At 51.3% G+C, this 26,682-nt stretch carries 25 protein-coding genes; 4 read left to right on the top strand and 21 right to left on the bottom strand.

Translation table 11 applies throughout. The annotated features are described in order from the left end of the window. Window positions 1–35: 35 nt before the first annotated feature. The 9 genes from PKH29_01795 to PKH29_01755 form a co-directional block, all read right to left on the bottom strand. Complete coding sequence (locus PKH29_01795) at window positions 36–980, bottom strand: nitrilase-related carbon-nitrogen hydrolase (protein HNX13571.1); 945 nt, start codon at window positions 978–980, stop codon at window positions 36–38. Window positions 981–994: 14 nt separating this feature from the next. After that, on the bottom strand, window positions 995–2,284 hold the full coding sequence (locus PKH29_01790) for a hypothetical protein (protein ID HNX13570.1): 1,290 nt from the start codon (window positions 2,282–2,284) through the stop codon (window positions 995–997). Between the two features lie 3 nt (window positions 2,285–2,287). Then, window positions 2,288–3,226, bottom strand: a complete 939-nt coding sequence (locus PKH29_01785) for a Gfo/Idh/MocA family oxidoreductase (GenBank protein ID HNX13569.1) — start codon at window positions 3,224–3,226, stop codon at window positions 2,288–2,290. Between the two features lie 43 nt (window positions 3,227–3,269). Beyond that, a complete protein-coding gene (locus PKH29_01780) occupies window positions 3,270–4,235 on the bottom strand; it encodes a hydroxyacid dehydrogenase (GenBank protein HNX13568.1) in 966 nt (321 codons plus the stop codon). Beyond that, complete coding sequence (locus tag PKH29_01775; GenBank protein ID HNX13567.1) at window positions 4,236–5,252, bottom strand: Gfo/Idh/MocA family oxidoreductase; 1,017 nt, start codon at window positions 5,250–5,252, stop codon at window positions 4,236–4,238. Window positions 5,253–5,435: 183 nt separating this feature from the next. Further along, window positions 5,436–6,293: an AraC family transcriptional regulator gene (locus PKH29_01770; protein HNX13566.1), complete on the bottom strand. Its 858-nt coding sequence runs from the start codon at window positions 6,291–6,293 to the stop codon at window positions 5,436–5,438. Window positions 6,294–6,339: 46 nt separating this feature from the next. Then, window positions 6,340–7,302 carry a hypothetical protein gene (locus tag PKH29_01765; protein HNX13565.1) on the bottom strand — a complete coding sequence of 321 codons (963 nt, stop codon included), beginning with the start codon at window positions 7,300–7,302 and terminating at the stop codon, window positions 6,340–6,342. 157 nt (window positions 7,303–7,459) lie between these two features. Further along, on the bottom strand, window positions 7,460–8,377 hold the full coding sequence (locus PKH29_01760) for a GTP-binding protein (GenBank protein ID HNX13564.1): 918 nt from the start codon (window positions 8,375–8,377) through the stop codon (window positions 7,460–7,462). A gap of 32 nt (window positions 8,378–8,409) precedes the next feature. Continuing rightward, on the bottom strand, window positions 8,410–9,765 hold the full coding sequence (locus PKH29_01755) for a uroporphyrinogen decarboxylase family protein (protein ID HNX13563.1): 1,356 nt from the start codon (window positions 9,763–9,765) through the stop codon (window positions 8,410–8,412). A gap of 240 nt (window positions 9,766–10,005) precedes the next feature. On the opposite strand from PKH29_01755, the gene PKH29_01750 reads away from it, so the two are divergent. Genes PKH29_01750 through PKH29_01735 form a run of 4 tightly spaced genes read left to right on the top strand, consistent with a single transcriptional unit; the run spans window position 10,006 to window position 13,026 of the window. Then, window positions 10,006–10,908 carry a zinc ABC transporter substrate-binding protein gene (locus PKH29_01750; GenBank protein HNX13562.1) on the top strand — a complete coding sequence of 301 codons (903 nt, stop codon included), beginning with the start codon at window positions 10,006–10,008 and terminating at the stop codon, window positions 10,906–10,908. Between the two features lie 43 nt (window positions 10,909–10,951). Beyond that, window positions 10,952–11,725 carry an ABC transporter ATP-binding protein gene (locus PKH29_01745; protein HNX13561.1) on the top strand — a complete coding sequence of 258 codons (774 nt, stop codon included), beginning with the start codon at window positions 10,952–10,954 and terminating at the stop codon, window positions 11,723–11,725. Beyond that, a complete protein-coding gene (locus PKH29_01740; protein HNX13560.1) occupies window positions 11,719–12,561 on the top strand; it encodes a metal ABC transporter permease in 843 nt (280 codons plus the stop codon). Before PKH29_01745 ends, PKH29_01740 begins: the two co-directional genes overlap by 7 nt. 27 nt (window positions 12,562–12,588) lie before the next feature. Then, window positions 12,589–13,026 (top strand): Fur family transcriptional regulator, encoded by a 438-nt coding sequence (locus PKH29_01735; protein ID HNX13559.1) that lies wholly within the window; start codon window positions 12,589–12,591, stop codon window positions 13,024–13,026. A gap of 224 nt (window positions 13,027–13,250) precedes the next feature. Here the strand turns inward: PKH29_01735 and gnd are convergent, their stop codons facing one another. The 12 genes from gnd to PKH29_01675 form a co-directional block, all read right to left on the bottom strand. Further along, entirely contained in the window at window positions 13,251–14,696 is a 1,446-nt protein-coding gene (gene gnd, locus PKH29_01730; GenBank protein ID HNX13558.1) for a decarboxylating NADP(+)-dependent phosphogluconate dehydrogenase, read from the bottom strand. Between the two features lie 42 nt (window positions 14,697–14,738). Continuing rightward, entirely contained in the window at window positions 14,739–15,812 is a 1,074-nt protein-coding gene (locus PKH29_01725; GenBank protein HNX13557.1) for a sugar kinase, read from the bottom strand. A 92-nt stretch (window positions 15,813–15,904) separates the two neighbouring features. Then, window positions 15,905–16,759 (bottom strand): PHP domain-containing protein, encoded by an 855-nt coding sequence (locus PKH29_01720; protein HNX13556.1) that lies wholly within the window; start codon window positions 16,757–16,759, stop codon window positions 15,905–15,907. 18 nt (window positions 16,760–16,777) lie between these two features. Continuing rightward, window positions 16,778–18,025 carry a lactate racemase domain-containing protein gene (locus tag PKH29_01715; protein HNX13555.1) on the bottom strand — a complete coding sequence of 416 codons (1,248 nt, stop codon included), beginning with the start codon at window positions 18,023–18,025 and terminating at the stop codon, window positions 16,778–16,780. Window positions 18,026–18,082: 57 nt separating this feature from the next. Then, window positions 18,083–18,265 carry a pro-sigmaK processing inhibitor BofA family protein gene (locus PKH29_01710; protein ID HNX13554.1) on the bottom strand — a complete coding sequence of 61 codons (183 nt, stop codon included), beginning with the start codon at window positions 18,263–18,265 and terminating at the stop codon, window positions 18,083–18,085. A 12-nt stretch (window positions 18,266–18,277) separates the two neighbouring features. After that, a complete protein-coding gene (locus PKH29_01705; protein HNX13553.1) occupies window positions 18,278–18,544 on the bottom strand; it encodes a hypothetical protein in 267 nt (88 codons plus the stop codon). 338 nt (window positions 18,545–18,882) lie between these two features. Then, window positions 18,883–20,496 carry a hypothetical protein gene (locus PKH29_01700; protein ID HNX13552.1) on the bottom strand — a complete coding sequence of 538 codons (1,614 nt, stop codon included), beginning with the start codon at window positions 20,494–20,496 and terminating at the stop codon, window positions 18,883–18,885. Window positions 20,497–20,525: 29 nt separating this feature from the next. Beyond that, window positions 20,526–21,242 (bottom strand): ABC transporter ATP-binding protein, encoded by a 717-nt coding sequence (locus PKH29_01695; protein HNX13551.1) that lies wholly within the window; start codon window positions 21,240–21,242, stop codon window positions 20,526–20,528. A 7-nt stretch (window positions 21,243–21,249) separates the two neighbouring features. After that, window positions 21,250–22,446 carry a cation diffusion facilitator family transporter gene (locus PKH29_01690; GenBank protein ID HNX13550.1) on the bottom strand — a complete coding sequence of 399 codons (1,197 nt, stop codon included), beginning with the start codon at window positions 22,444–22,446 and terminating at the stop codon, window positions 21,250–21,252. Between the two features lie 37 nt (window positions 22,447–22,483). Then, window positions 22,484–24,895, bottom strand: a complete 2,412-nt coding sequence (gene leuS / locus PKH29_01685) for a leucine--tRNA ligase (protein ID HNX13549.1) — start codon at window positions 24,893–24,895, stop codon at window positions 22,484–22,486. 41 nt (window positions 24,896–24,936) lie between these two features. Continuing rightward, window positions 24,937–25,293 carry a ribosome silencing factor gene (rsfS, locus tag PKH29_01680; protein HNX13548.1) on the bottom strand — a complete coding sequence of 119 codons (357 nt, stop codon included), beginning with the start codon at window positions 25,291–25,293 and terminating at the stop codon, window positions 24,937–24,939. Window positions 25,294–25,452: 159 nt separating this feature from the next. Continuing rightward, window positions 25,453–26,475 (bottom strand): LCP family protein, encoded by a 1,023-nt coding sequence (locus tag PKH29_01675; GenBank protein ID HNX13547.1) that lies wholly within the window; start codon window positions 26,473–26,475, stop codon window positions 25,453–25,455. Between the last annotated feature and the right edge of the window lie 207 nt (window positions 26,476–26,682).

The following is a 26,682-nucleotide window of genomic DNA, read 5'->3' as shown; positions in this document are numbered from 1 at the left end:
AAAGGAAACCGGCTCCAATTTTTATAAAGACCGTTTTACTTTTTCTTCCGTAACGATTCCTCTCTTGCTTTGGTCGAACGGGCGAAATAGTCATCGAGCAGTTCGATTTCGAACTCCGCTACCATGTCGGCAGCGGAGCGCTCGTCGGTCTCGCTGGTGATCAGCACGCTCCCGAGATACCCCGGGTCAAAGATTGTGACCTTGGGGCCGTACTTCTGCTTGAGCGCGTGCAGTTTGCCAAGGTTATCATCCATATGCGCAAGCGCGTAATCCAAATTGATCGTTGCGGTGACGTGGTTGGTGTAATTGGTCGAGGCGGCAATCGCAACGCCCTGCGGCGAGATGATCTGACAGGGCGGCCCCGCGATGGCGCTGACCAGATACGACCGGCAGGAATATGCCCAGACGTTCTGCATCATTCCGCCGTGGTACATCGATGAAAATACCATCAATTCGGGCGGGTTTTTTTGATACCGCAAACGCAGTTCGTCATAGTTCAAGTCAAAGCAGATGATCCCACCGACCGTACCGAAATCGGTGTTCACCACCGCAATTTCACGCCCGTATGCGATCTTTTCCTCGGTATGCTCCCCGATCACCAGATAATTTTTATCATAGATGCCGTCGATGCCGCCGTTGCGGTTGATAAACTGGAGGGAGTTGCGCATCGTGCTGTCGGGCAGGGTGCGATAAGCGCAATAGGCGATATTGCACCGGTTTTCGCGTGCGATTTTCATAAAGCGGTCGCGGAAACGGTCGCCTCTTGCCTCGAAATAGGCCATGCGACGCTCAGGCGTCAGGTTGCAGGGCTGGTCGCAGGCCTCGGGCAGCACGATCAGATCGGGCTTTTCAACTAAAACATCCGAAAGCAGCCCGTCCCAGTAATCCATCATGTCTTGGACGCACCGGTTTATTTCCATGTTCCGGTCCACTTCCCGCCTTGCTGGGCCGATCGCGCTGATTTTCACGTAATTGGCCATGCGAATTCACCTCTTTATTTCACTAAATTCTCGTAGTGCTCGCTTCTCAGGAAAATGCCGCCGCTGCGGTCGTAAAAGTCCTTATTGAGTGTGAACGTGCCGCCTTTGACCTCCGTCCACGGTGCGCCTGCGCACGGATGGAAGGACTTCAACGTCTCCCAGCGGGTGTAATTTTGATGTCCGTTGGTCTCGAGCACGCCGATGTTCATACCGGGCAGCGGAACCAAACGCGACGCGATATTTTTGTTCCAATCGATCATCACGGGGCTGACAGTCAAATCGGCGCAGAAACACGGAATCTTGCGCTCATAGGTGATCTTTAAAATCTTAAAACTCATGCTCAGGGTCTTGGCGATCGGTTTCAAAGCGATGGCCTTGTACCCGAGATCAATGCGCTCTTTTGCATCCACATCGGAATGTGCGCTCTCGTCCGCCGCAAGCCGCACCGGAATATCACTCACATCGGCCAAATAGTCCTCGGGGAACGGCTCTTCAAGCAGCATAATCCGCTCCAGAGCGCCGATTTTATCGGCGTGGTCGAGCAGCCGGAGCAAGCGGTCTTTGTTATCATACCGCCCGTTGGCGTCAAGGTAATACGGGATTTTACCGTCAGCGGTGTAGGGCGTCGTGCGGTTTTTGGCCGCCTCGTGAATGTCCGAAAGCCGCTTTTTATCCCACTCGACCATCTTGTTGAGGTCTCCGTTCTTCTCGGGGTCGGAGCCGATCTTGACCTTGAGGAAGAAGCACCCCTCGTCGAGCGTCTTAACCACATCGGACATCGAGATGCCGTAGGTGATCAGCGGGATTGCGGAGAGCTTTTCGTGCCTTGTCGTGAGCGCGGGTTTGACGTCGTCCGGGACCAGGTCGTCGAAATTCGTAATCCCCTTTTCGCGGGCATACAGAAGCCACGCGGCGTTGTCCACCGCGACCAGCGCATTCAGCGCAAAAGTCGGGCGAAGATTCGGGTTGCCCGTGACTTTTTTGCCGTATTCGAGTGTCAGCGGATAGAGCTTTTCGAGCAGATCCGTCGGGGTCTCGAACGAGATCTTTTTGGCTTTTTGCAACGCAAACGCGGTCATCAGGTACATCAGCGCGTTGCCCGCGGTCGGCAGATTGGCGGCAAACACCGCCGCGTCCGACCACAGGATGCTCTGAATCGCAAGCCCGACACCGCTCTGCCCCGATTCGCTTTCGAGCCGTGCCGCCGCCTGCCAAATTTCGTTGACATAACCGCCCTTGAATCCGAACGGCGCAACCAACGGCTCCCGTTCGAAATTGCAGTCGGCGCGCTTAATCTGAATCATAACTTATAAATAAATCTTGCTTGCGGCTTTGGCATATCCGCGTGCAAATTCGGTGCCGTCAAAACCCGGATCGTTTTCGGGGATGTCGGCGATTTTGATCTCTTTTCCGTCCTGTGCGCGGGAAATGCGTCCGGCTAACATCACGCGGATCGATTCGGTGATCGTCGTAACCGGAGCCAACCGGTTTTTCCCGGTCTCCATATAGTCACAGATACGGTCGAGCAGCTGGCCGTAAACCTTGCCCGCTTCAATGCGAAAATGGTAGGTCGATTTGGTGGTCATGACCACCATATCAAAGGGCTGCCAAACGCCCAAATAGGCATTATATACGCCCGTCGCGCCGTTTGCGAATTTGATCACAAAGGTCTCGCAGGCCTGTCCGTCGACGTCTGCGCGCCCCGCATACCGGGTCGAGACCGCTCCGGTACCCATGATTCCACCGATGGCTTCGACGACATGGATGGCGTAGTTGAACTCGTCCATACCGGAGGTGCCGAACACCGTGACGATCTTGCCGCGCTCGGATTCGGGGATGCTCAAAAACGCCTGAATCTCCTCGGCATAACGCACTGACGAGCTGCCCAAAATCACCGCGCCGTTTTTGACCAGCTGTTCGACTTTGCGGCAGTCGGCGAGGTTGCCGACCATCGGTTTGTCGATAAAGACCGGCTTTTTACGCTCGATAAAGGGCATCGCGTAGCCGAGGTGTTTATCCCAGTTGCAGCCCTGAATAAAGCCGATATCCACGGTATCGGCGAGTTCCTCGACCGATTTGCACCGCTTTTCGAGCCCGTAATTTTTGATGAATCCCTCGACCTCGTCGTCGCCGCGGAAACCGTCGTTATACACCGCGACATAGCGTGCGCGGTTCTCTTTTTTCAAATACTCCGAAAACGCCTTCGGATGTGAGACGTCGATATTTACAACACCGATTCTGACCATAAAATGACCACCCTTTCAAAGATGATAATGATATAAATAAATTTTACGCCATTGTTTCAAGATTCTTTTTCAGCACTTCGCATTCCATTTTTTCGTTGCGGCAAAACCGCCCGATTTCCTCGGTGACATGCATTCCGATCCGTTGTAAGCCGTTCGTGACAAGTCCCGCCAAATGAGGGGTGAGTATGCAATTCGGCAATTTCCGCAGGGGATTGTCGGCCTCGGGAGGCTCCGGGTCGAAGACATCGAGGCATGCGTAGCGCAGATTGCCCGCCAGAAGATGTTCATACAGCGCTTTCTCGTCGATGATGGTTCCGCGCGCCGTATTGATGAGCACCGCGTCCTTTTTCATCAGCTTCAGCGTGTCGGCGTTGATCATATGGTTTGTCGCCTCAATCGCCGGGGCGTGAATCGAGACGACGTCGCTGTTTTTTAAAACTTCTTCGAGCGTCGCTCTTTCGCAACCCAGTGAAGCCGCTTTTTCCGCGCTCAAATACGGGTCATAGCATAGCACGCGCACATTGAAGTTTTGCAGCAGTTTGATGTAATGCCCGCCCGCCCAACCTGAGCCCAAAACGCCGACCGTGAGGGTATAGAGTTCGCGCACATTTTCCCTGCCCTCATCCCATCCGCCGCCGTGAATCCCGGAATTGAGTGCAAAGATATTTTTCGCCGCACAGATGGTGAACCCCAGCGCGGTCTCGGCAACGCCCATCCCGAGCATCTTTGCCGAATTGGTCACCCGGACACCGCACGCCCAAAGCTCTTCGGTCACAACCGATTTGACGCTTCCGGCGGCGTGTGCCACCAACCGCAGGTTCGGGCAGCGATCTAAAATCTCTTTATCAATCGCCGGGCTGCCCCACGAGGTGATGATGACATCCGCATTAGCCACATCGGACGAATCCGCGTGATATGTCATAGCTCCGAGCGCTTCCAACCGAGCGATGGCCTCGGCTGAAAAGAGCTTGGGAACCTTTTTGGGATCAAAAACAAGTGCGATATTCATTTAAAAGATATAGTCCTTTTCGCAGATCGCAACCGGCTTGCCGCTTGCGACCGATTCGTTGACCATATAGCTCAGCACCGCCGCGCGCGCCGCTTTGGTGAGGCCGTTCGGGCTGTCTTTTCCGAGCAAAATCGCATCGGCGAACTGGTCGATCTCGGACGCATGTCCCTTGTCGACTTTATCAAAAGCCAGCGTGGTCTTGGCGTGACCTTCGAAACCGTAATATTCCATCGAGGTGAAGTCGTTGACCCAGATGGCCTTGCCGTCGCAATAAATTTCCGTGGACTCTTTCGGGAAGGCTGAGCAGCCCGCGCTGGTGATCAGCGTTGTGCCGACCGAGCCGTCTGTGAAAGTGATTGTGACGATGGCGCTGTCGGGGATTCTGACTTTTTCGGGGTCTAGGAAAGTGCCGCCCGACGCATAGACGCTCACCGGCGGCTTGCCGACGATCTCGCAGAGCAGATCGAAAATATGGCAGCCCTCGCCGACAAAACGCCCGCCGCCCACCTTGGGGTCATGCGTCCAAACGTCCGCGGGGAATGGTGCCTGAATGCGATGATATATCATTTTCTTATGTTCGTTATCCTTAAGCAGATCGCGCGCGGCGACGATCATCGGCGCCATGCCGCGATTATAGCCAACCGTATATTTGACGCCCGCTTTGCGTACAGCTTCGACGACGGCGCGGCATTCCTCGCGGTTCAGGCCCATCGGTTTTTCGCACAGCACATGTTTGCCCGCGTTAGCCGCTTTGACGGTCAGCGCCGCATGGGTGTCGTGTCGTGTGCCGATAAAGACCGCGTCAACCTGATCATCGGACAAAATCTTATCGATATCGGTGGTGAAATAAGCCGCCCCGGTTTCTTTTGCGGTATCCATAGCGGCGGTCTCACTGATGTCCATGGTCGCGCGAATCTCATACTTTGGGTTCGCCTTTAAAATCGGGACATGCATGGCGCGGATAAAACTTCCGCAGCCCACCAGAGCTACTCTGACCTTTGATTGTAATTTATCCATTAAAATAAAACTCCCTTCGAAACGTGGTTGGTTTCATTTTAACACGGTTTAGGGTTGTTTTCCATGCACTTTTTTGCGGATTAGTTATACAAATGCTTTGTAGGGGCAATTATCAATCGCCCGTATGCCATTTACCATCCAACGGTCTGATTGCCGCGGGGCTGAAGCCCCTCGCAATGACGATTATTTGTCCTTTTCATCCAGATAAATATAAAGCGAACCCCGCGCCTTTTTCAGATACTCGTTCGGCGCGACATTCTCACGCTGTTTGAAAAAACGGCTGAAATAATGCACATCGTTGAACCCGACGCTGTAGGCGATCTGGGTCACGTTTTTGTCCGAATAGCGCATCAGCTCCTTGGCTTTTGCGAATCTCAAATCGCCGAGATACCGAATCGGAGTGATTCCGTAGGCACTTTTAAAAGACCGATTAAACTGAAACCGGCTCATTCCGCTGACTTTGGCCAGCGTGTCCAAATCGACCGGCTGATCCAAATTTTTTTCCATAAAAGTCAGCGCTTTTATTAAATCGGTGCCGTTCGGTCCGCCCGTCTCACGTGCATATTCCGGAATCGGATCATCGACGCCCTGCACGTCATCCTCTTTTTCGTCCGATGCACGCAGCAGATGCATTAAAATTTCGGTAAAACGCAGGTTGACAATGTCGTTTCGGTAAGCGGCTTTCGACATGCCCTCGCCGATCAGATTTTCGGCAAGACGCCGGATTTTTCCGTCGAAAAATCGCATCTGTTCCCCGAGTTCGGCCAGGTGAGCGCTTAACATCTCGCTCGCCGTGAACTTGATCTCGATGGTCTTGAGGCCTTTTTCCGTATCGGCGGTAAACCGGTGTCTGACGCTGGGTGAAATTAAGTAAAATTCGTCCTCCGCAGCTAAGTAGACCTTTTCGCCGATGGTCATCTCCGCCGCGCCGTCTGCGATATAGAGGTAGTGAAAAAACGGGTGGCTGTGGATGTCGACGCCGTTTGCGGGCAGATAGGCGCACTTGGAAAGCCAAAGCACTTTTACGTCCAAATTCAGCATCCAATCCGCCCTTTCCCGCCTAAATCAAAAACAAATAAGGCAATCTTCAATTAAAGAACGATTTTAAAAAGTCATCCATCGGCCCGTCATATTCGGCTTCGGCCAAAAACTCCTTGCCCAACTGATTGCCCCAGCTGTACAGGATAACGGTCTTTCCGCGGTATTCGCATAAGTCGATATCGCTGTTGTTGCTGTCCACCGCGTTTTTGATGTACTCTAACTGGTCGGCGGAAAACTTCTCCGGGCGCTGAACCACTTTGTCCTGAGCATTAAAAACCATCACCGGATTTTTAATTCCCATTTCGAAATTCACGAAGTCCTCCGTGCGGACGATATAGGGCACCCATCGGTAACCGGGGATGCTCTCCAGATAGATGATATAATACCAACCTTCGACAAACCGGATCACCGGGCAGGCCGAATAACGCTCTTTGGTATAGATATGATCTTCCACCGGCATCATGGTCCAGTCGATTAAATTTTTGGATTCTGCAAATACAACGGTAAAAGGTGCCCCGCAAATTTCTTTCGGGCTGCCGATTTCGAGCGCCATCACATAGCCGTCTTTGCCTTTGCAGACGGAGGTGTTAAATAAAGACCAACTTTCGGGAAATTCAAAAACCTTTTTGGACTCCCAGCTTATTAAATCCTGCGACCGAAAAACATCGAGACGGTTTCCGCCGCCTTTTCCCTGAACACCGTAGACATAAGCGGTATCTCCTTCCGATGCCTGTTTTATATAGGCGCTGCCGAACGCATAATCCACGCCGAAGGCAGGCGTGACCTCCTCCGTCTCCATATCGGTAAAACGGAAATAGCCGTGATTGGTTTGATTATTCCAATAACCGCCGCCCCATTCGTTGTTACGAACCCATTCAAAACGATACAGCCGATCTTTCCAAACGACCGGGGTGGTTTCCACCATGCCGATGTCCAACATTCCTTTTTTATTGATCTCTTTACCGGGCTTCTGGTTTCCGGTTTTCAAATTATCCATATAATTTTTCATGATTCTTTAACCTTTCTCACAAAGACTTTAAAACCGGATTTAATTTTTAAACCACACTTTAGACCATCTTTCTCGAATGTCCTCATTATACCATACCCGTTTTTACTTGTCGACAAAAACGGCGGCAGGAATCCTGCCGCCGTTTACGATATTGCTGTTAATCCCATTCGATTTCTTCGATGTGTTCCGAATGATTTTTAGCCGCTTCCTGAACCTTTTTCTCCATCGGCATACCCGCCCCGGCCAGCGCAACGATTTTATTGGGATGTGCGGCTTCTCCCGAATACGGGGTGATTGATATCTTTTCGCCCACACAGTCTACTAACGAGAGCTTACCTTCGAGCAGAACAATACCCTTGACTCTGAAAGTGAATGATGCGAACCCCGCAAGAAAGTAACCGAACTGCGAGTAACTCATTGAGTCCTTGATTGTAATCGTCAGCTTTTGTAAGCCCACGTCTTTCAGATGATAAGTTATACCGCCGGTCTCTTTGCCATTACGGATATTTTGTAACCATTCCGGCTCAATCCGCCCGAAGGTTGTCCGGTGAATCCGCACATCGGGACGTAAATCCCGAAGCAACGCTTCGGTTTCGCAAAGAACTTGCTCGGAGACCGTATCGGCTTTGTTGACCAAAACCAGATCGGCGGCTTCGAGCTGCTTGATGCCGACGCGCACGCCCGCGAGCACTTTTTGAATGGTCTTGGGATCGACGAGGCAGATGCACCCGAGATAGTCAATTTCCGAAAAACGCTCCTGCTTCAAAATCACCTGCATCGAAGTCGGGTCGGAAAGGCCCGAGGCCTCGACCAAAATCAATTCCGGTTTATCGGCAGTTGCTTTGATAAGCGCGTTTTCGAATTGGTCGATGCGGCAGGTGCAAAAGATCGAGCCGTTGCTGATCTCCTCTACTTTTGCGCCTGTCTCACTGATCAACGCGCCGTCAATGCCCTCTTTTCCGAACTCATTGACAATGATTTTCAAACGGATATTGGGACTGCGCCGGATAAAGCCCTTTAAAAATACAGTCTTGCCCGCGCCGAGAAAGCCGGTGATCAGATAGAGTCCGGTCATATCTCGCGCACCCCCTTTTTGACTGTATTATATCACATCACCGATTCAATTGCACCAAAGAGTTCCTCACGGCTCGGGATGATCGACGAGAACTTGAGCTGTCCGTTGATGTAGATCGACGGCAGGTTCTTGACACCCAATTTGATGCAGCGCGCGATATTTTCCTTGATCGTATATTTATATTCAACCATATCGATCTTATCGCCGAAGTGTTCTTTGGCTTTTTGCGCGGCTTCCTTCATGTAGCCGCAGGCCGCGCAGGTTGCCGAATCGAGTGTAAACACTTCAAGAAGCGGTTTTTTAAGGTTGGCGTAATCCGGCAGAGTGACCTCGATTTTATCTTTGACCGCGACATAATTCGCAATCATTTTACGTGTTTCTTCGGTTTGCAAAACCGCCTGCGTCACGCCGATGGCGTTTTCCGCGGGGACATTATAAGGCATGTCGCAGCCCGGGGCGATAATCAGGTTCTTCTTGCTTTCGACGCTGTCGATGATGTCGATGACGCACTTCATGTTGTCCTGCTGAGTGCCGTGCAGCATCACGGTCGTCAGCGGGATATTTCCGCCGATTGTGATATTATAGTGGTCGGCGATATGTTTAGCGGTCACAATGTTGACATTTTCGTCAATCGAGATCGAGTCGGGGTTGGTCTTGCACATGACATCGATATTTTTGGTGGCGTCGCCGCACACAAAGAGCGAAGAAAAGACGTTCTTGGCGCGGATGTAGGCAAACAATTCGGAAAACGGGGCGCTCAAAAATTCTTCAAAATGCGCCGAAGAGACCTGCGAGACCATCGGGTCGACGACGGCGATCACGTCCATACCCGCCGCGATATACATGTCGGTCATACGCTTTGCGGCGTCGTTGCAATAAACAAGCAGCTGTTTCACATATTCCTCGTCGTCGAACATATCCATAAAGATTTCGCTGCCGCGCAGATGGGAGGCCAATGTAAACGGGCCGCAGATCAGGCCGTAGAGTGCCGTAGTATCACCGAATTCTTTTTTCATGCGCCGCATCACGTCAAGCACCATCGGAATGCGCCCGTCGGTCTCGTCGGGCAAAGTGCAGCGGCAGGGGATCTGTTTGGTCTCGGCGAGCGGATGGGTCTTGACCGACGGCGGGCCGTCTTTGGTCCAGACCAGTTCGCAGCCCAAAATCTCGGCTTCGATCTGCAAATCGAAGACAACGGGCTGGCCGTTGGGTTTATATAGGCGGTTGGCTTCGGAGAGCGCTTTGAAGAGCTTATCGCCATCGGTAAGCACTTCTTGTGCGTCATAACCGACGAGTTTCCCGGCATGCACTCCGGCAAACGGCACCCACGGCACCTGGTTTACCGTCTCGTGTCTCAAAACCGAAAATAATAATTCTTTGGGATTCATAGAACTACTCCTCTTGATATGAATATAAGTTAAATTTCACTTTGAGAAGGAAACCAATCCGTTCCCTTCTGTTAAAAGAATATCATACGACATGTAAAACTGATATTAAAATCTCAAGATTTTTGGAATTTTCAATCGGATATAATGAATCTTCAATAAAGAAATCTCCCGAATATGTATTGACTTAACGGATTGTGTCAATTATAATAAATGCAAATGATTTGCATCTATGGAGGTTCTATGCCGAAGCGGAAATCAACTCACGGTGTCTCCCGATTGATCATCGCCATTCTCATAGTTTTATTACTGTTAACTGCGGCCTGCGCAAAAGCGCCGAAGACATCTTCTTCGGAATCCGCACAACCCGGTAAGCCCATTGTCGCCGTCACGATCGTGCCCGAAGCGACTTTTGTACAAGCCGTCTGCGGCGATCTCGCCGACGTCGTAACGTTGGTGCCGCCGGGAAGCAGTCCCGAGAATTACGAGCCGAAACCCGATACCATGCAGCGGTTGGAACAGGCCTCGATTTATTTTTCAATCGGCGTTCCGATTGAATCGGCATATATCCTCTCAAATATTAAAAACACGGTCAAAGTGGTCGCGCTGTCCGATGAGACCGCGGCGGTCTATCCCGACCGGACTTTTGAAGCCGGTGAGCGCGATCCGCACATCTGGCTTTCACCGAAACGCGTCAAGGTTATGGTATCGGCCATCGCACGTGAGATGTCGGCACTCGACCCCGAAAATGCGTCGGTTTACGAACAAAATGCAACCGCATATCTTGCGCAGCTCGATGATTTGGACACCCAACTTAAGACGACTTTTACAAATTTGACTATGAAGAAATTCGTGGTCTTTCACCCCGCTTTCGGCTATCTTGCCGATGATTACGGGCTGACGATGGTTGCACTCGAGGAAGAGGGCAAAGAAGCCACCGCACAACACCTGCAGGAGGTCATCGACTTTGCAAAAGCCGAAAACATCAAAGCGATCTTTTATCAGAGTGAGATCGACAGCAGCCAATCCGCCGCATTCGCCGAAGAAATCGGCGGAAAGACCATTCAGCTTGAACCGCTTAACGCTGATTATATCAACAACCTGAAGAAAATGGCAAATCTGATGGCGGAGGTTATGCAAATTTGAAAATAGATTTTTCAAACCTAACTACCAAAGAAAGGTCATCATTATGCAGTCCGCAATCCATATTGAAAATCTGACGGTGTATTATAACCGGACGCCCGCGCTTTCGGACGTCTGCCTCGAAGTCGCCGACGGCGAATTCCTGGGTATCATCGGCCCGAACGGCGGCGGCAAATCGACGCTTCTGAAGACGATTTTAGGTCTGATCCCCGTCGATTCGGGAACGGTAAAAATTTACGGCGAAGACGCAAAATCCCGCAAGATAAGTATCGGCTATGTGCCGCAGTTTGCCTCTTTGGACAGACGGTTTCCGATTACCGTGCTCGAAGTCGTGCTGACCGGTACCTTGAAGACGGGTCTTACCCCGTTTCATCATTATACGCAGGATGATAAAAAGTGCGCTATGGAAACCCTCGAACAAGTGGGCATCGCCGAGCTTTCGGGACGTCAGGTCTCCGCGCTCTCGGGCGGAGAGTTTCAACGCATGCTGATTGCTCGGGCTCTGGCCGTACAACCGAAACTGTTGCTGCTCGACGAGCCGACCGCCAGTGTCGACGCCGCATCGAGAGAGCAAATTTACGAATTGCTCGCACAACTCAATCAAAAAATGACTATTGTCTTAGTCACGCATGATCTTCTTGCGGTATCGTCACAGATCCATCGGCTGGCCTGCCTGAACGGGAAACTGGTCTATCACGGGGAACCGGAATTGAATCAGGACGTCGTCAACCATCTTTACGGCTGCCCGGTCGATCTGATTGCCCACGGCGTTCCGCACCGGGTATTAAAAGAACACGAGGGGGATGAGCACGGATGCTGACGGCATTGTTTCAATATGAATACTTACAAAAAGCCGTGCTTGCGAGCATTTTCGCAAGCATCGTCTGCGGCGTGATCGGCGTGATCATCATCGAGAAAAAACTCGTTATGATGAGCGGCGGCATCGCCCACACGGCTTACGGCGGCGTAGGACTCGGTTATATGCTCGGATTCGAGCCGATTTTAGGCGCGTTCATCTTCGCGGTCGCGGCAGCATTCGGGATCGGCGTGATCAAGCGCAAAGCCGCGGGCAATTCTGACGTCGTAATCGGGTTATTCTGGTCGCTCGGAATGGCCTTAGGCCTCCTGTTCATCGCCCTGACCCCCGGATATCCGCCGGACTTGAGTTCCTATCTCTTCGGCAGCATTCTTTCGGTGACAAAAGCCGAATTATGGCTGACCATCGCCCTGACCGTGATTGTCGTATTCGTCATCACAATCTTGTTCGATAACTGGAAGGCCTGGCTGTTCGACGAAGAATTTGCCGCCATATTAGGTATCAAATCCACCTTTTTGGAATATCTCCTGCTGGTGCTCGTCGCAATGACGGTGGTCGTGTTAATCCGTTTGGTGGGCATTATCCTCGTGCTTGCGCTGCTCACAGCTCCCGCGGCAATGGCTTCCGTTCTCACTTCCAACCTCCAGCGGCGCATGATCTATTCAGTCTTGCTCGGCATGTTTTTCTGCCTTGCGGGATTATGGTTATCTTATACTTTCAATTTTTCCTCGGGCGCGATGATCGTAATTCTTTCGGTCATCAGCTGTCTGAGTGCTTATGCGGTGAAAGCGCTTCTCAAATCAAAGAAGATGAGTAATAAAGCGGAACCGGCCGCTTAAGGATATCTTCAAAAGGACGGCATCATTGTGGAAGAACATTTAAAAACTTTAATTCAAAAAAGCGGATTGAAGAACACAAGGCACCGGGCCGTTATTCTCGAACTGTTAGAACAAAACGACCAGCCCTCCACCGCTGAACAGCTCTATTCTGAAATGATCGCCAAAAGCATTCCTATAAATTTATCGACCGTCTATCGGACATTGGACACCTTGTGTGAAAAAGAACTAATCACGAAACTCACGATTGAAGGCGGCAACAAAGCGTTGTTTGAGTTCAACAGCAATCTGCACCGGCATCATTTGATTTGCCTCGGCTGCAAAAAGATCATGGCCCTCGAAAACTGCCCGCTCGGCGATTATGAACAGACACTCGAAAACAAAACGCATTTTGTCATCACAAGCCATAAACTCGACATTTACGGGTATTGCCCCGATTGCCGATTCCGTAAGAAACCGTCAACTTGACACGTAACACTTACCTTCACTTTATTTTTGCCTTGTATATTAAAATTCTGTTCCCTCATATAACACACAACCCCGAACTTTGTTAGCTGGGGTTGTGATTTTGGTAATTTGTATTCCATTTTGTATAATCAGGTCGATTTATATTGAATTGAAGGTCATTTATCGAATCACAGCGGGCGTATAAATAGATCGCCCCTGCCCGATTACACTCTTAATGCGCATTATTATGCCGTGTAAGTCGAAGCTTTGGTATCTCCCCCGTGCCCTGTCCAGTTGGTGTGGAAAAACTCCCCGCGCGGTTTGTCGACCCGCTCATAAGTGTGCGCGCCGAAATAGTCGCGCTGCGCCTGCAGCAGATTTGCCGGAAGCCGCTCGCAGCGGTAGCCGTCGAAATAACTTAGTGCCGCGCTCATCGCCGGAATCGGGATACCCGCCGCAATCGCCGCGCCGCAAACCCTGCGCCAACCCGCCTGCGCCTTTTCAACCGCCGACTTGAAATAGTCATCGAGCAGCAAATTGTCGAGGTTTGGATTCTTGGTGAATGCGTCTTTAATTCTGCCTAAAAACACACTGCGGATGATGCAGCCGCCGCGCCACATCAGCGCGATGCCGCCGTAATTGAGATTCCAGCCGTAGGTCGCAGCCGCCGCCCGCATCAGAGAATACCCCTGCGCGTATGACATGATCTTGGAAGCGAACAGCGCGTCTTTTAAATCGGCGATAAATTGATTTTTGTCGGTCATAATCTTCTTATCGGGACCGTTTAAAACTTTTGAAGCCGCTACACGTTCTTCTTTGACTGCCGACAGGCAGCGCGCGAAGACCGCTTCGGAGATCAACGTCAGCGCGATACCTTCATCGAGCGCCGCAATCGCCGTCCATTTGCCGGTACCTTTTTGTCCGGCGGTGTCCAAAATTTTGTCCACAGTTACCTCGCCGTTGTCGCGGTAACCGAAGATATCACGGGTGATCTCGATAAGATAGCTGTCGAGTTCGCCCTTATTATAATCCGTAAAGACCTCGTGCAGTTCATCTGCGGTCAGGCCGAAGCCGTCTTTTAAAAGCTGGTAGGTCTCGCAGATCATCTGCATATCGCCGTATTCGATGCCGTTATGCACCATTTTGACAAAATGCCCCGCGCCGTTCTCGCCGACCCAGTCACAGCAGGGTTCGCCGTCGGTGTGCGCACAGATGCTTTGGAAAATCGGTTTGACCGAAGGCCACGCCGCAGGAGAGCCGCCGGGCATCATGCTCGGGCCCTTCAACGCACCCTCTTCGCCGCCCGAGACGCCGGTGCCGATATAAAGCAGCCCTTTGCTTTCGACATACGCGGTTCTGCGCGAGGTGTCGGGGAAATGGGAGTTGCCGCCGTCGATGAGGATATCGCCCGGGGACAGCAACGGAATCAGCTGCTCGATCATATCGTCGACCGCCTGCCCGGCCTTGATCAATATCATGATTTTTCTCGGAGCGACAAGGTTGTCGACGAGTTCCTGCAGCGAATAAGTTCCGATGATATTTTTGCCCTTGGCTCTGCCCTCGACAAAATTGGTGACCTTTTCATGCGTGCGGTTGTATACCGCGACCGTGAAGCCCTTGCTCTCCATATTCATTACGAGGTTTTCGCCCATGACCGCAAGCCCGATGAGTCCGATATCCGCTTTTTTCATAATTCATTGATCCTTTCAAATATGAAAATCTGTTATGACTCTTTATCTTTTCACTCTGGCATTGCCCTGCCAGATCGACCAGACCTGTTCTTCGTCCGCCGGAAGCGCGTAATCCGTCAGCAGTGAAACAGCCAGCGCGCCGCTTGCCCACCCGAAATGCAGCGCATCTTGGGGGTTCATGCCCTTCAAAATACCGTATAAAAGCCCGCCGACAAACCCGTCTCCGCCGCCTATGCGGTCCAGCACGCCGATTTCACGCGGGGCCACCGTCTCCCAATTGCCGTCACATAACATTGTCGCGCCCCAAAGGTGGGCGTTGGCGCTGAGCACTTCGCGTAGGGTCGTTGCAAAGACGGTGGCGTTCGGATAAATCTTGCGAATTTCCTCGATCATGCCCTTGAAGCTGTCGAGTTTTCCGGCAAGTCCCTGCCCGCCGGCTTCGGGGCCTTTGATGCCTAGGCACAACTGGAAGTCCTCTTCATTGCCGACGAGGATATCCGAAATCGAAGCGATCTCGGAAAACGCCTCGTGCAGCTGCTTTTCACGGCCCTTCCAAAAAGACGCGCGGTGGTTTAAATCAAACGAAATCAATGTCCCGTATCTTTTCGCGGTTCTGGCAAGTTCAAGGCAGAACCCGATGGTCTGTTCCGACAGCGCAGCAACCAGGCCCGACAAATGCAAAATCTGAACACCTTCGTCGCCGAAAATGCGCTCGAGGTCAAAATCGTCCGCCGAGAGCATTCTGCCGACTTCACCCGCGCGGTCGTTATGCACCCGGGGGCCGCGCATGCCGTAACCGGTGTCGGCGATATTGAACTGATGGCGGTAACCCCACGGCCCGCCCTGCGCAAATTCCTTACCCTCGTAATCGACGCCGCGTCGGCGCAGATCACCTTTGATGAATGCGGCAATCGGGCTGTCCTTGACAAACGCGGTCAACACCTTTGTCGGCAGTCCCAACCCCGCCGAAACGCTTAAAACATTGCTCTCGGCGCTCGTGGCCTGCATCGAATAAAGGTCGGCGGTATGCACCGGGCCATGATCGGCCGGGGTAATGCGTACGCCCATGCTGGTAGGCGCAATCAATGCATATTTGCAATTCTGTCTCAGCTTCATTTTATTTGTCTTCCTTTCATTAAAGCGTGCTTTACACGGTTTTGCTTCGCACACATAATAAGTCATTGTTTAAAAAGTGTAAAACACAGAGTTTAAAAACTTCGCTTTTTAGCTTTGCCCTCAGCTTCTTTTATATTTTCTAAAACACTGTATGGAATATTCATATCGCCAAGCCCTACCCCGATCGAGATATGCGGCTTCATCGCCGCGTGAAAATCGGTGCCGCCGGAAATCAGAAGCCCCAACCGTTTTGCCATCGCATGATATTTTTCCTGCAATTCGGGCGTGTATTCGGTATAATATCCTTCAATTCCGGCAAGTCCTGCCTCTTTCAGTTCCAAAACGAATTTTTCCAGCACGTCATCCGGCTTGCGGGTTAGGTGCAGATGCGCCAAAAACGCCATTCCGCCGATTTCGCTGATCAGTTCCACTGCCTGTGTAGCCGTCAGATACTGCGTGTCGTCATAAGCGGGTTTTCCGTTAGCCAACAGTGTATCAAAAGCGACCTTGACCGAGGGCATGTACCCCTTGTCGACAAGCACTCGCGCAAAATGCGCCCTGCACAACATCTCGCCTCCCGCAACCTGTTCGGCCTCCGCCATCGTCACATCATACCCGAGCGCTCGCAGCTTTTCACAGTTGCGGCGGCTGCGGATTGCGCGTGTTTCTTTTATCTTAACAAGCGCTTCTGTGAGCGCAGGATGGTCGATGCCGATAAAATAGCCGAGAATATGGGTTTCTGTCTCACTCTGTGCCGAGAGTTCAATCCCCGGAACGACTTCTATCCCGATTTCGGCTCCTCTTTCCAGCGCTTCTTTGACGCCGTCGGCAGTGTCGTGGTCGGTCAGTGCCACGGCTTCCAATCCGCACTTTTTCGCGTGGTCTATCAGCTCTTTAGGCGTCATCGAGCCATCGGAACAGGTGGAATGCGTGTGTAGATCAATCATCTTGAAAGAGTTCCCCTTTTATTGTTTTAATCCCCAAAGCCCGAGCGCCGGGTTGGAAATAAAGAAAATCTCCTCGCCGTCAACGGTGTTCCAACCGTCTTTGAGCACAGCGGGGTTATATTTTTTCATCAGCTCAGCCAAGTCGGCATATTTATAATTTATTGCTTCTATGGTCTCTTCGCCGAGTTTCGGCGCGGCGTAGGTGATGTTGAACCTGCCGTCCGAAGAGCCATGGATCAGGTGCGCTGCAACCGAGAGGTTTTCGCGCAGGTCGGCGTTTTCTTTGACCAGATACAACACGTTTTCACGCCCGATATAGCCGTATTTTTTAATCAGCCGGTCGTTTTCGGGATCTTCTCCGCATTTATCAACCCCGGGAGCAAGAACGAACAGTTCGCCGCCGTCTGCCATCGCCATTCGGGTGCGGTAGATCGCCTTATTGCCGATCCAGGTGCTTTTGAATTCACGCCCGTCGACAAAGGCCACAGCTTTTTTGATCGGCTTGTCGAGCTGAATGATATTATAAGATTGGCTTAAGTTGACCGCTTTTTCGAAATTCTTCCGATCACGGCCTATATATAGCCCATGAATTTTTACCTCGCCGCACGAGTTGGTCGTGACGGTGAGCACATATAAAATCGGCAAATCTTTTAAAAAGTGTTCTTCGGCGTAATCGAAAACCTTACGAACCGGCGAAAAGTCCTTTCCCATCACCCGTTCCATGCCGTAAAAAGCACCGAGCATATGGGAGGAATTGATCATTGAGGCGCCGCCGCAGCCGACAAAAATATTTTTTGAGTAGTTGGCCATTCCGACGACTTCATGCGGCACAACCTGCCCTATTGAAATAATCAAATCATAATCGCCGCTGACGATGCGCCTGTTGACTTCGACGTCGATTTTGTCTGTGACAAGCCCGTCCGAAACCTCGGAGACAAATTCACTCGGCACTTCGCCGATTTTGACGACGTCTTTACGCCAGTTGTGTACGATTAAATCCTCATGCCTGACGCGGCCCTCGAAAAAGGAGTCGCATTCCGCCTTGGTCATCGGGACATGGGTTCCGAGTGACGGCATCACATCAACTTTGGCTTTGTCCTTGAGCAGATCGCAATAGATCGCTGTCAGCTTTCCGGCACCGGAATACATGCGCGTAAAATCGGGCGGCAAAATCAAAACACGTGAATACCGCCTGCCCGAAAGCGACTGGGCAAGCGCATCTTTGAGCTGTCGTTGTGAAAGGCCTTCAGGTTTTTCGCAGATCATAACACACCTCCGCCGAATGATATTCGACGGAGAAATTATACCATTGATGTACTGTTATTACAATAATATTTTAAGTACGACCAGCAGAACCGTACCCGGCAGCCCCAGCAAAACACCTGTTCCGATTGTCCATGCGCTCCACCCGAGTGAAAGACCGGTGTACGGTGCGGTGAAATTCAACAGTGCCAGCGCCCCGATGCCCAGGGCGGATGAGAATAAAAAACTCGTGATTTTTGCCATTCGGCCAGCTCCTTATGTCACCATTTTTTCCGTGGCTTTCTTCTTGATATTCGGTTTTACTTCAGCCTGCTGCGCTGCCTGCTTCGATGCGGCTCGTTCGGCTTCTTCTTTTGCGCGTGCCTGCTTGATCAAGTGGTTACGTTTTGCCTCAAGGCATTTAATAAAAAATATTTCGGACTCCACGAGATCGGGTTCGCAAAGCTGTTCGAAGCGATTATACGCACTGCGCAGGGCCATTTCGACCTCCCGAAGCTGCTCGTAAATCCTCCTGTTGTCCATCTCTTTCACCTCTGCAGTAATTTATGGCCCTCTGAAATCATTTCTGATTCGCTTCAAACTATTTGCTTTCAGATGCCGATAAATTAGGGCACTCTTTCAACGGTTCATGTTCCCGGGTATCCCGCCTGTATCGCCCCTAATTTATACTGCAATTATTGGCAAATCATTCATGCCGTAATCATACGAAGTCCATATTTATCCCGTATAAATTATCGGATATGTCGTATCTGAATTCTAAATCCCGAATTCTAAAAATTTCCGATAAATAAGTGAAGCGGATACAAAAACCCGCCCTGTCACCTATGCGGTGGCAGGGCGGGTTTTTCATTTTTTAACGATTAATAGGTGAAATCACGCATATATTTCTCTGCGTTTTTGGCAATGATGTTTTCAATGATTGCGCAGATGACCAACATCACTGCCGAGATCAATAGTGCGTAAACGCTCACCGCCAAGATCTTGCTCAACACGATCGCATAAACGGCAGCCATCATTCCGAGCAGCACCATTCCGCCTAGCGTGACGATCATCATCGCGCCGCTCTGTTTGACGACCACGGTCTCATTCGTCCAGTCAAAACGCGGCAGTTTGATATTTGCGAATAAGCCGCCAAAAGCGATAAACGATTGAAACGCGAACGGGAAGACAAAAACCGCGACAATTTCCAGCGGCGACAGCGGTAGGAAGATCACCGCAACGGTCGAACAAAGGAACGACGGAATCAAACCGATCACGAGGTTCGGCACCAACTTGGCCGTAAAGATATCTTTGGCCGCCAACGGCAGCGATTTGAGCAGGTTGATGTTTTTCCCTTCCAGCGACAGCGCGCTTGCAGCCGGAGCGATGGTCAGATTGCAAAATCCGATTACGCCGCAAACCAACGCGCATACCAGACCGCTCATACTTTCCAGCTGGAATTCCTTGCTCAGTATCGGAACCAAATCGGGTCCTTTGATCACAATAAACACTGCCGCAGCGATCAACATGATCGCGCCGAATCCGCAATTGAAGAAATAGATCGGAAGCGTGAAAAAGCGTTTGATCTCCTTGACAATCATAGCCTTTCGCGCCGATTGCGTCTTGAGTTCTTTTCGGACATATTTTACTTTTGCAGCGCTCTTCTTGGTGGTTGCGATCTTGAGAAAATTGGCGGAAAGCAACCCATAGGCAACCGCGAACGGCACCAGACAGAAGACCGCAGACAATATAAATCCTGTGACGCTCCCGTCGGCGCAGGCGCTGCCGATCCAGTAAATCGGCGGGAAACCGCTCTGCCAGGAGTTTGCGATTTCCTGGCCATTTAAAATAACCCGGCCGATATAATTGTTGAGGTTCATGTAGATGTACATAAACCCTAAAAAGAACACCATCATGAAAACGGTGCTTACGATGTTTTTCCGGGCGATCCGTGAATTGATCAGTGCGACAATCCAGCCGCAAAGCGCCGTTAATGCGGTCACAAAGGGCGACAGCAACAGAAACGTCAGAACATAAAAGACCCAGCCCAAAAACGAAGTCCCGGCATACATCGCATAGACAACGCCTGCGGGGATAAAAACCAACGCGCTGTATAGATATTGCAAAATCAACAGCGTCACCAATCTCGAACCGAGAATATAACCCGGCGGAATCGGCATTGCCAGCAACATATCATTGTCGGTGGACTCAAACAGCAGCTTTTCGGTCATAAAGATGCTTCCGATAAAGCCAAACGCGAGGCTCATGATTGCGATCATAGCGAAATACAGCCATGCGCGGCCGATCTGGGGCAGCGACTGAGCCATCGAAGAGAACATTGCCCCAAACCCGAACATCACAGCGCCGACTCCGTAAACACCGAGCAAAATATACAAGACCTTGATTCCGGGAGAACGCTTTTTGCCTTTATTAAACTTTCCGAACATCATCGAGAACAACATCGACATCCGGGTGGCAAGCAGTGTTTTAAACATATTCGACCTTCTTTCCCTAGAGACGGCGGTTACTTGGACTTATCCTCGGCAAGCTCAAGAAATACATCCTCCAGCGAGCTGTTGCCGCGCACCGTATCGGTCTTTCCTGTCACGATCAGACGGCCGTTTTTGATGATTGTGATGTTGTCGCAGAGCTTTTCGGCGACCTCAAGCACATGGGTCGAGAAAAAAATGGCACCGCCTTTGTCGCAGATGCCGCGCATCAGTTCCTTTACCGTGTGCGCTGCGACCGGGTCGAGACCGACAAACGGCTCGTCCATCAGCATCAGCCTGGGTTTATGGACCAGCGCGGCGATGATGGAGAGCTTCTGCTTCATGCCGTGGGAATAGGCGCTGATCGGTTGGGCCAGTTCAGAGGTCAGTTCAAACAGATCGGCATACCGCGCGATCGATTCCTCGCGCTCTTTTTTGGAGATGCTGTATACATCGGCAACGAAATTTAAATATTTAATTGCCGGCATGAATTCATACAGATCGGGATTGTCGGGGATGTACGCAATCCGCTTTTTAACCTCCAGCGGTTTTTCGGCGACGGAAATGCCGTCCACGAAAATCTGTCCGCCTTCAAAACCCAAAATCCCGCAGCAGGCCTTGATGGTCGTGGTTTTTCCCGCGCCGTTGTGTCCGATAAACCCATGGATTTCCCCGGGATAGATGTGCAGCGACAGATTATCAACCGCCTTTTTGTCCCCGTAAGTTTTGGTCAGGTTTCTGATGTCGAGCATTTTGTTTTCATCCTTTCGCATCATCTGAATTCTCATCCGCCTCATACGGTCTGTCGATATCGACCACGGCATTGAGATTTTTATCGATTGATTTTATCAGAACTGCAATCTTTTCACGTGCTTCTTTAGCGGTGATTTTCACCTGATACGGAATAACCGCATCGAAGATCACATTGGTGTGTGTCGGACCGCGCACGATCCGAAAATCATGCGTCGTGATGCCGTCCCCGAGGGTTTTGAGTTTTCCCTCCACCCGTTCTTTGAGCTGATTCACGTTCTCGTTGTCTTTGCTGATCGGGTCCATGTGGATGACCGCCAAACAGCCGAGTTCGTCGCGCAGGTCGTGTTCGATGTTGTCGACCACATCGTGCAGCGCAAGTAAGTCGCCGTCTTCCGGGACTTCGGCGTGCAGCGAGATCATGCATCTGCCGGGCCCGTAGTCATGCACGATTAAGTCGTGAATGCCGGTCACTTGATCATGCGACAGCACAATATCCGTGATATGTCCGACCAACTCGCGCGAAGGCGGCCCGCCCAGCAGCGGGTTTACCGTTTCAATCATTGCACGAACTCCGGTGTAAAGAATGAATCCGGCCACGAACATACCGCCGACGCCGTCGAGATTAATACCGACAAATTTAGTCAGCAGAGTTGTGATCAAGACCACAGAGGTGGCCACACAGTCGGAAAGCGAATCGATCATCGCGGCAAACAGTGTGGGAGAGCCGAGCTTTTTGGAATAGCTGCGGTAATAGAGGGCCATGTACGACTTGACACAGATGGAGGCGACCAGAACTCCTATCGCAAGCAGCGAGAACTCGGGGGTTTCGGGGGTAATCACTTTCTTAACCGAATCGAGCATCAGTTGAAAACCCATCACCACGATCACCATCGAGACGATCAAACCGGAGATATACTCCAGCCGCCCGTGCCCGAACGGATGCTGATGATCGGGTTTTTGTCCGGCCAGCTTGAACCCCAACAGCGTTACGGTCGAAGAGCCGGCATCGGACAGGTTGTTGAACGCATCGGAGGTGATTGCGATTGATCCCGCCAGCGTGCCCGCAATAAATTTTCCTGTAAACAACAAGATATTAAAGAAAAGGCCTACCGAACCGCAAAGCACCCCGTAGGAGCGGCGCACCCGCTCCGACGAGATGTCTTTGCTGTCCTTAATAAATATTTTTGCAAGCAGTTTTATCATGTAATCAATCCTTATGCGGCAGCTTGAGAATTGATACTCAATCTTTCGCCACGAAATTCACAAGCTTGCCGGATACGCAGATTTCTTTGATAATCTGCTTTCCTTCGAGCAATGCGGCAACTTTATCGTTGGCTTTGGCGGCGGCAAGCATCGCGGCGTTGTCGCTTCCGGCCGGAATCCGGATGTCACCCCGCAGTTTTCCGTTGATCTGAATGACCACCGTAATCATGTCCGCGACACATTTAGCGGGGTCGAACGCCGGCCACGGCGCATTGACTGCCAGACCGCCGAATCCGTACATCTCCCACAGTTCACAGCAGATATGCGGCGCGAACGGGCACAGCATCGAAAGAAAGAATTTAAATTCCTCTTTGGTGATACTTCCTTTTTCGTAAATCGTATTGGAAAGCGTCATCATCGCGGCAATCGCGGTGTTGAATTTTAAGTTTTCGGTGTCCTCGGTGACCTTTTTCAAGCAATTGTGGAAATCGAATTCCATCTCAGGACGCATTTTTCCATCTACTAAAATATCCCTGAAGCCCCAGACCCGGTCGATAAAGCGCTTGCAGCCGCGTACGCCCTGATTCGACCATACGGCGTCCTTTTCGAAGTCGCCGATGAACATGATATACAGCCGCAGCACGTCGGTTCCGTAATCGCGGATATAGTCATCGGGATTTACGACGTTGCCGCGCGATTTGGACATCTTCTCGCCGTTTTCGGCTAAAATCATCGCGTGCGCCGTGCGCTTGAGATAGGGCTCTTTGCAGGGCGATACACCGATGTCGTATAAAAACTTCGCCCAAAAGCGCGAATAGAGCAAGTGCAGGGTGACGTGCTCCATGCCGCCGTTATACCAGTTGACCGGCATCCAGTATTCAAGCGCTTCTTTGGAGGCCGGAGCGGTGTCGCAGTGCGGGTCGCAGTAACGCATAAAATACCACGATGAACCGGCCCAGTTGGGCATGACATCGGTCTCGCGTTTGGCAGGTCCTCCGCAGTGGGGGCAGGTCGTGTTGACCCAACTGTCTACCTTGGATAACGGGGATTCGCCGTTATCGGTCGGCTCGTAGGCTTCGACATCGGGCAGCGTAACCGGCAGCTGATCCTCGGGAACCGGCGCCCAGCCGCATTTTTCGCAATGCACCATCGGAACGGGTTCGCCCCAATACCGCTGGCGCGAAAACACCCAGTCGCGCAGTTTATAGTTGATCGTCTTTTTTCCGATGCCTTTTTGTTCGAGCCATTCGGTGATCTTTTTCTTGGCATCGGCAACCTTTAAGCCGTCTATCAGCTCGGAGTTTACTAAAATACCGTCATCGACATCGGTGTAGGCTGCGTTTTGAACATCGCCGCCCGCGACGACTTCAATAATTGGCAGGTTGAACTTTTTGGCAAAATCCCAGTCGCGCTCATCGTGCGCCGGAACCGCCATAATCGCGCCGGTGCCGTAGCCCGCGAGGACATAATCGGAGATAAAAATCGGAATCGTTTGCCCGTTGACCGGATTGATAGCCATAACACCGTCGAGGCTGACGCCGGTTTTATCCTTGACCAGTTCGGTGCGCTCGAAATCGGATTTTTTGCCCGCTTCTTCCTGATAAGCAGCCACATCGGCGGCATTTTTTAATTTATTTTTCCATTTGTCGATCAACGTGTGTTCGGGCGACATCACCATGTATGTAGCCCCAAACAGCGTATCCGGCCGTGTAGTAAACACTGTGACAATGTCGCCCTCGGTGGTCTCGAAGTTGACTTCCGCGCCTTCGGAACGGCCGATCCAGTTGATCTCCTGCGTTTTGACGCGGTCAACAAAATCGAGGTCGGCCAAGTCGTCGATCAAACGCTGGGCATACGCGGTAATTTTAAGCATCCACTGGCTCTTGACCTTGCGCACGACTTCGCCGCCGCAGCGTTCGCAGACGCCGCCGACAACTTCTTCGTTGGCAAGCACAATTTTGCATTTGGTGCACCAGTTGACCGGGATCTCCTTTTTATAAGCGAGCCCGTTTTTATACAGCTGCAAGAAAATCCACTGCGTCCATTTATAATAAGACGGGTCGGTGGTGTCGACCTCGCGGTCCCAGTCAAACGACATGCCCATAGATTTGATCTGTTTGCGAAACCGCTCAATGTTGCGCTTGGTGACTTTTGCGGGGTGGATCTTGTTTTTGATCGCGTAGTTCTCGGTCGGGAGGCCGAAGGCGTCCCAGCCGATCGGGAACAAGACGTTATAGCCCTGCATCCGGCGTTTTCTCGCAATGATGTCCATTGCGGTATAAGGCCTCGGGTGGCCGATATGCAGCCCCTCTCCGGATGGGTACGGAAATTCGACCAGTACGTAATAGGGCGGTTTTCCCCCGCCCTGAACCGCTTTATATGGTTTTGTTACTTCCCAGTTATCCTGCCACTTTTTTTCAATCGAGGCAAAGTCGTAGCGCTCAGCCATGACGAAACAATCCCTTCCAATTACGATTTGTAACTTTTATATTACTGATTCAGAATCTGTTCCGCGCTGTACCTCGGCGCGTCGCCCCAAATGCCGATCAGGTTATAAAATTCTCTTGCCGTGGAATAGAACACATGGATGATAATGTCGCCGTAGTCGAGCAGAATCCAGTTGGACGAGGTGTCGCGTTCGATATGTTTCGGCTCGTGCCCGGCTTTGCTGAATGCCGCATCGACAGCATCCGTCAGAGCCTTGACTTGCGTGAAGCTCGAGCCGGATGCGATGATGAAGTAGTCCGCAAGTGTGGATTGCTCGGTGACGTTTAGAACTTCGATGTCCTTTGCCTTCTTTTCGTCGAGGGTCTTGACCGCGAGTTTCACCAATTCCGTTGTCGTCATAATCCGTGACCGTCCCTTCCGAAGTATCTGATTTGTATATTATGCAGCTGTTATCGTCATCCTGCTCATCATAGTTGTCTCGTCAAAAGAAAGACAACGGGAGAGGAAGTTTTTCTGGCTTTCATAAAGGTAATCTTTTTTTCAATCCCCGCTACGCTCCTAACCGATCAAATCGGCAAAATTATTCTTCTTGCTTTGATAGGTCTCCTCGTAATTGACGCCCTCGGGTTCCGGCGCGCCGAGATCAGCTAAAGTGAGCTGCTCGCTTTCGCCGTAAAATTCGGTGTTCAGAAGCGTTAACAGCTGTTTTTTATCGACCGCGTAACAGGCCAACCCTTCGGAACTGTCAAACTGCACACCGGGCAGCGTATAATCGCTGACGTTTTCGAGCGAGAGGTTATGCAGGAATTTTGCCAAGTCCAACAACTGACCGGCCGAAAGATCGCTTTCAACTTCTGACATCAGATCGCTGCTCAGCAACGCAGTGATGTCTGACATCGACAATTCTCCCGCCCGCTTCATCGCCGCGGCCATAAACCGTTTTTGGGCTTCCACACGGCCCAGGTCACCAAGAATATATCCGCTGCGAAACCTTACGAACAATTCCGCCATCTCACCGTCAAGGACATGCTCTCCGGCCTCCAAAACGACTTTTTGGCTTCTGGTGTCATATAGAGATTTCGGCAGCGTGATCGGGATTCCGCCCATGGCATTGACTGCGTCCCGAAATCCTTTGAAACTGATTTTGACATATCCATCCGGTTCAACGCCGAGCTGCGTTTTCAGATACCAAGCCAGATTACGGATATCATGCCGTTCGGGATAGGGATATTTTGCGTGGGAATAGACGGCATTTATCTTACCGGTCGGGATATCGCCTCCGACATAGGTATCCCGTGGAATCGACAGAAGTTTTACCTCTTTGGTTTTATAATTACAGAAGGCTACGATTATCGTGTCCGTGAGGCCGTTCTCGTCCCCTCCAAGAATGAGATATTTTTTAACATAGGGGTTTTCAACTCTCGCAGTGCTCCGGGTCTGCCCCTGTTCCTCGCTCTTGATATCTACTGTCTGCCCGGATGAAAACGGTTTCGAACCGAGCAGCGCTATGACTGCCGAGGTGATGATACACGCTGTCACAACCAGCGCGACGATAATGATCCTGTTCTTTTTGCCTGACATATATCCTCCGAAACGAAATGGGTGCTGACTTCACAGTTGCATGGGCGCATTTATTTTTTGCCGGCCGGTGCCCAATATGCGACACCTCTGCCATTATATCACAATCACGCCCTATTATCAATCGGCCGGGCACGATGCGGTTTCTTACGCGTTGTAGGATTACAATTGATGTGTTACAAAGTAAGGGAAGGAAAAAGGTAGCGAACG

It is taken from the genome of Oscillospiraceae bacterium, from assembly GCA_035353335.1.
In the GTDB taxonomy this organism is placed as follows: Bacteria; Bacillota; Clostridia; order Oscillospirales; family JAKOTC01; genus DAOPZJ01.
This window is presented reverse-complemented; position numbering and strand designations above follow the sequence as displayed.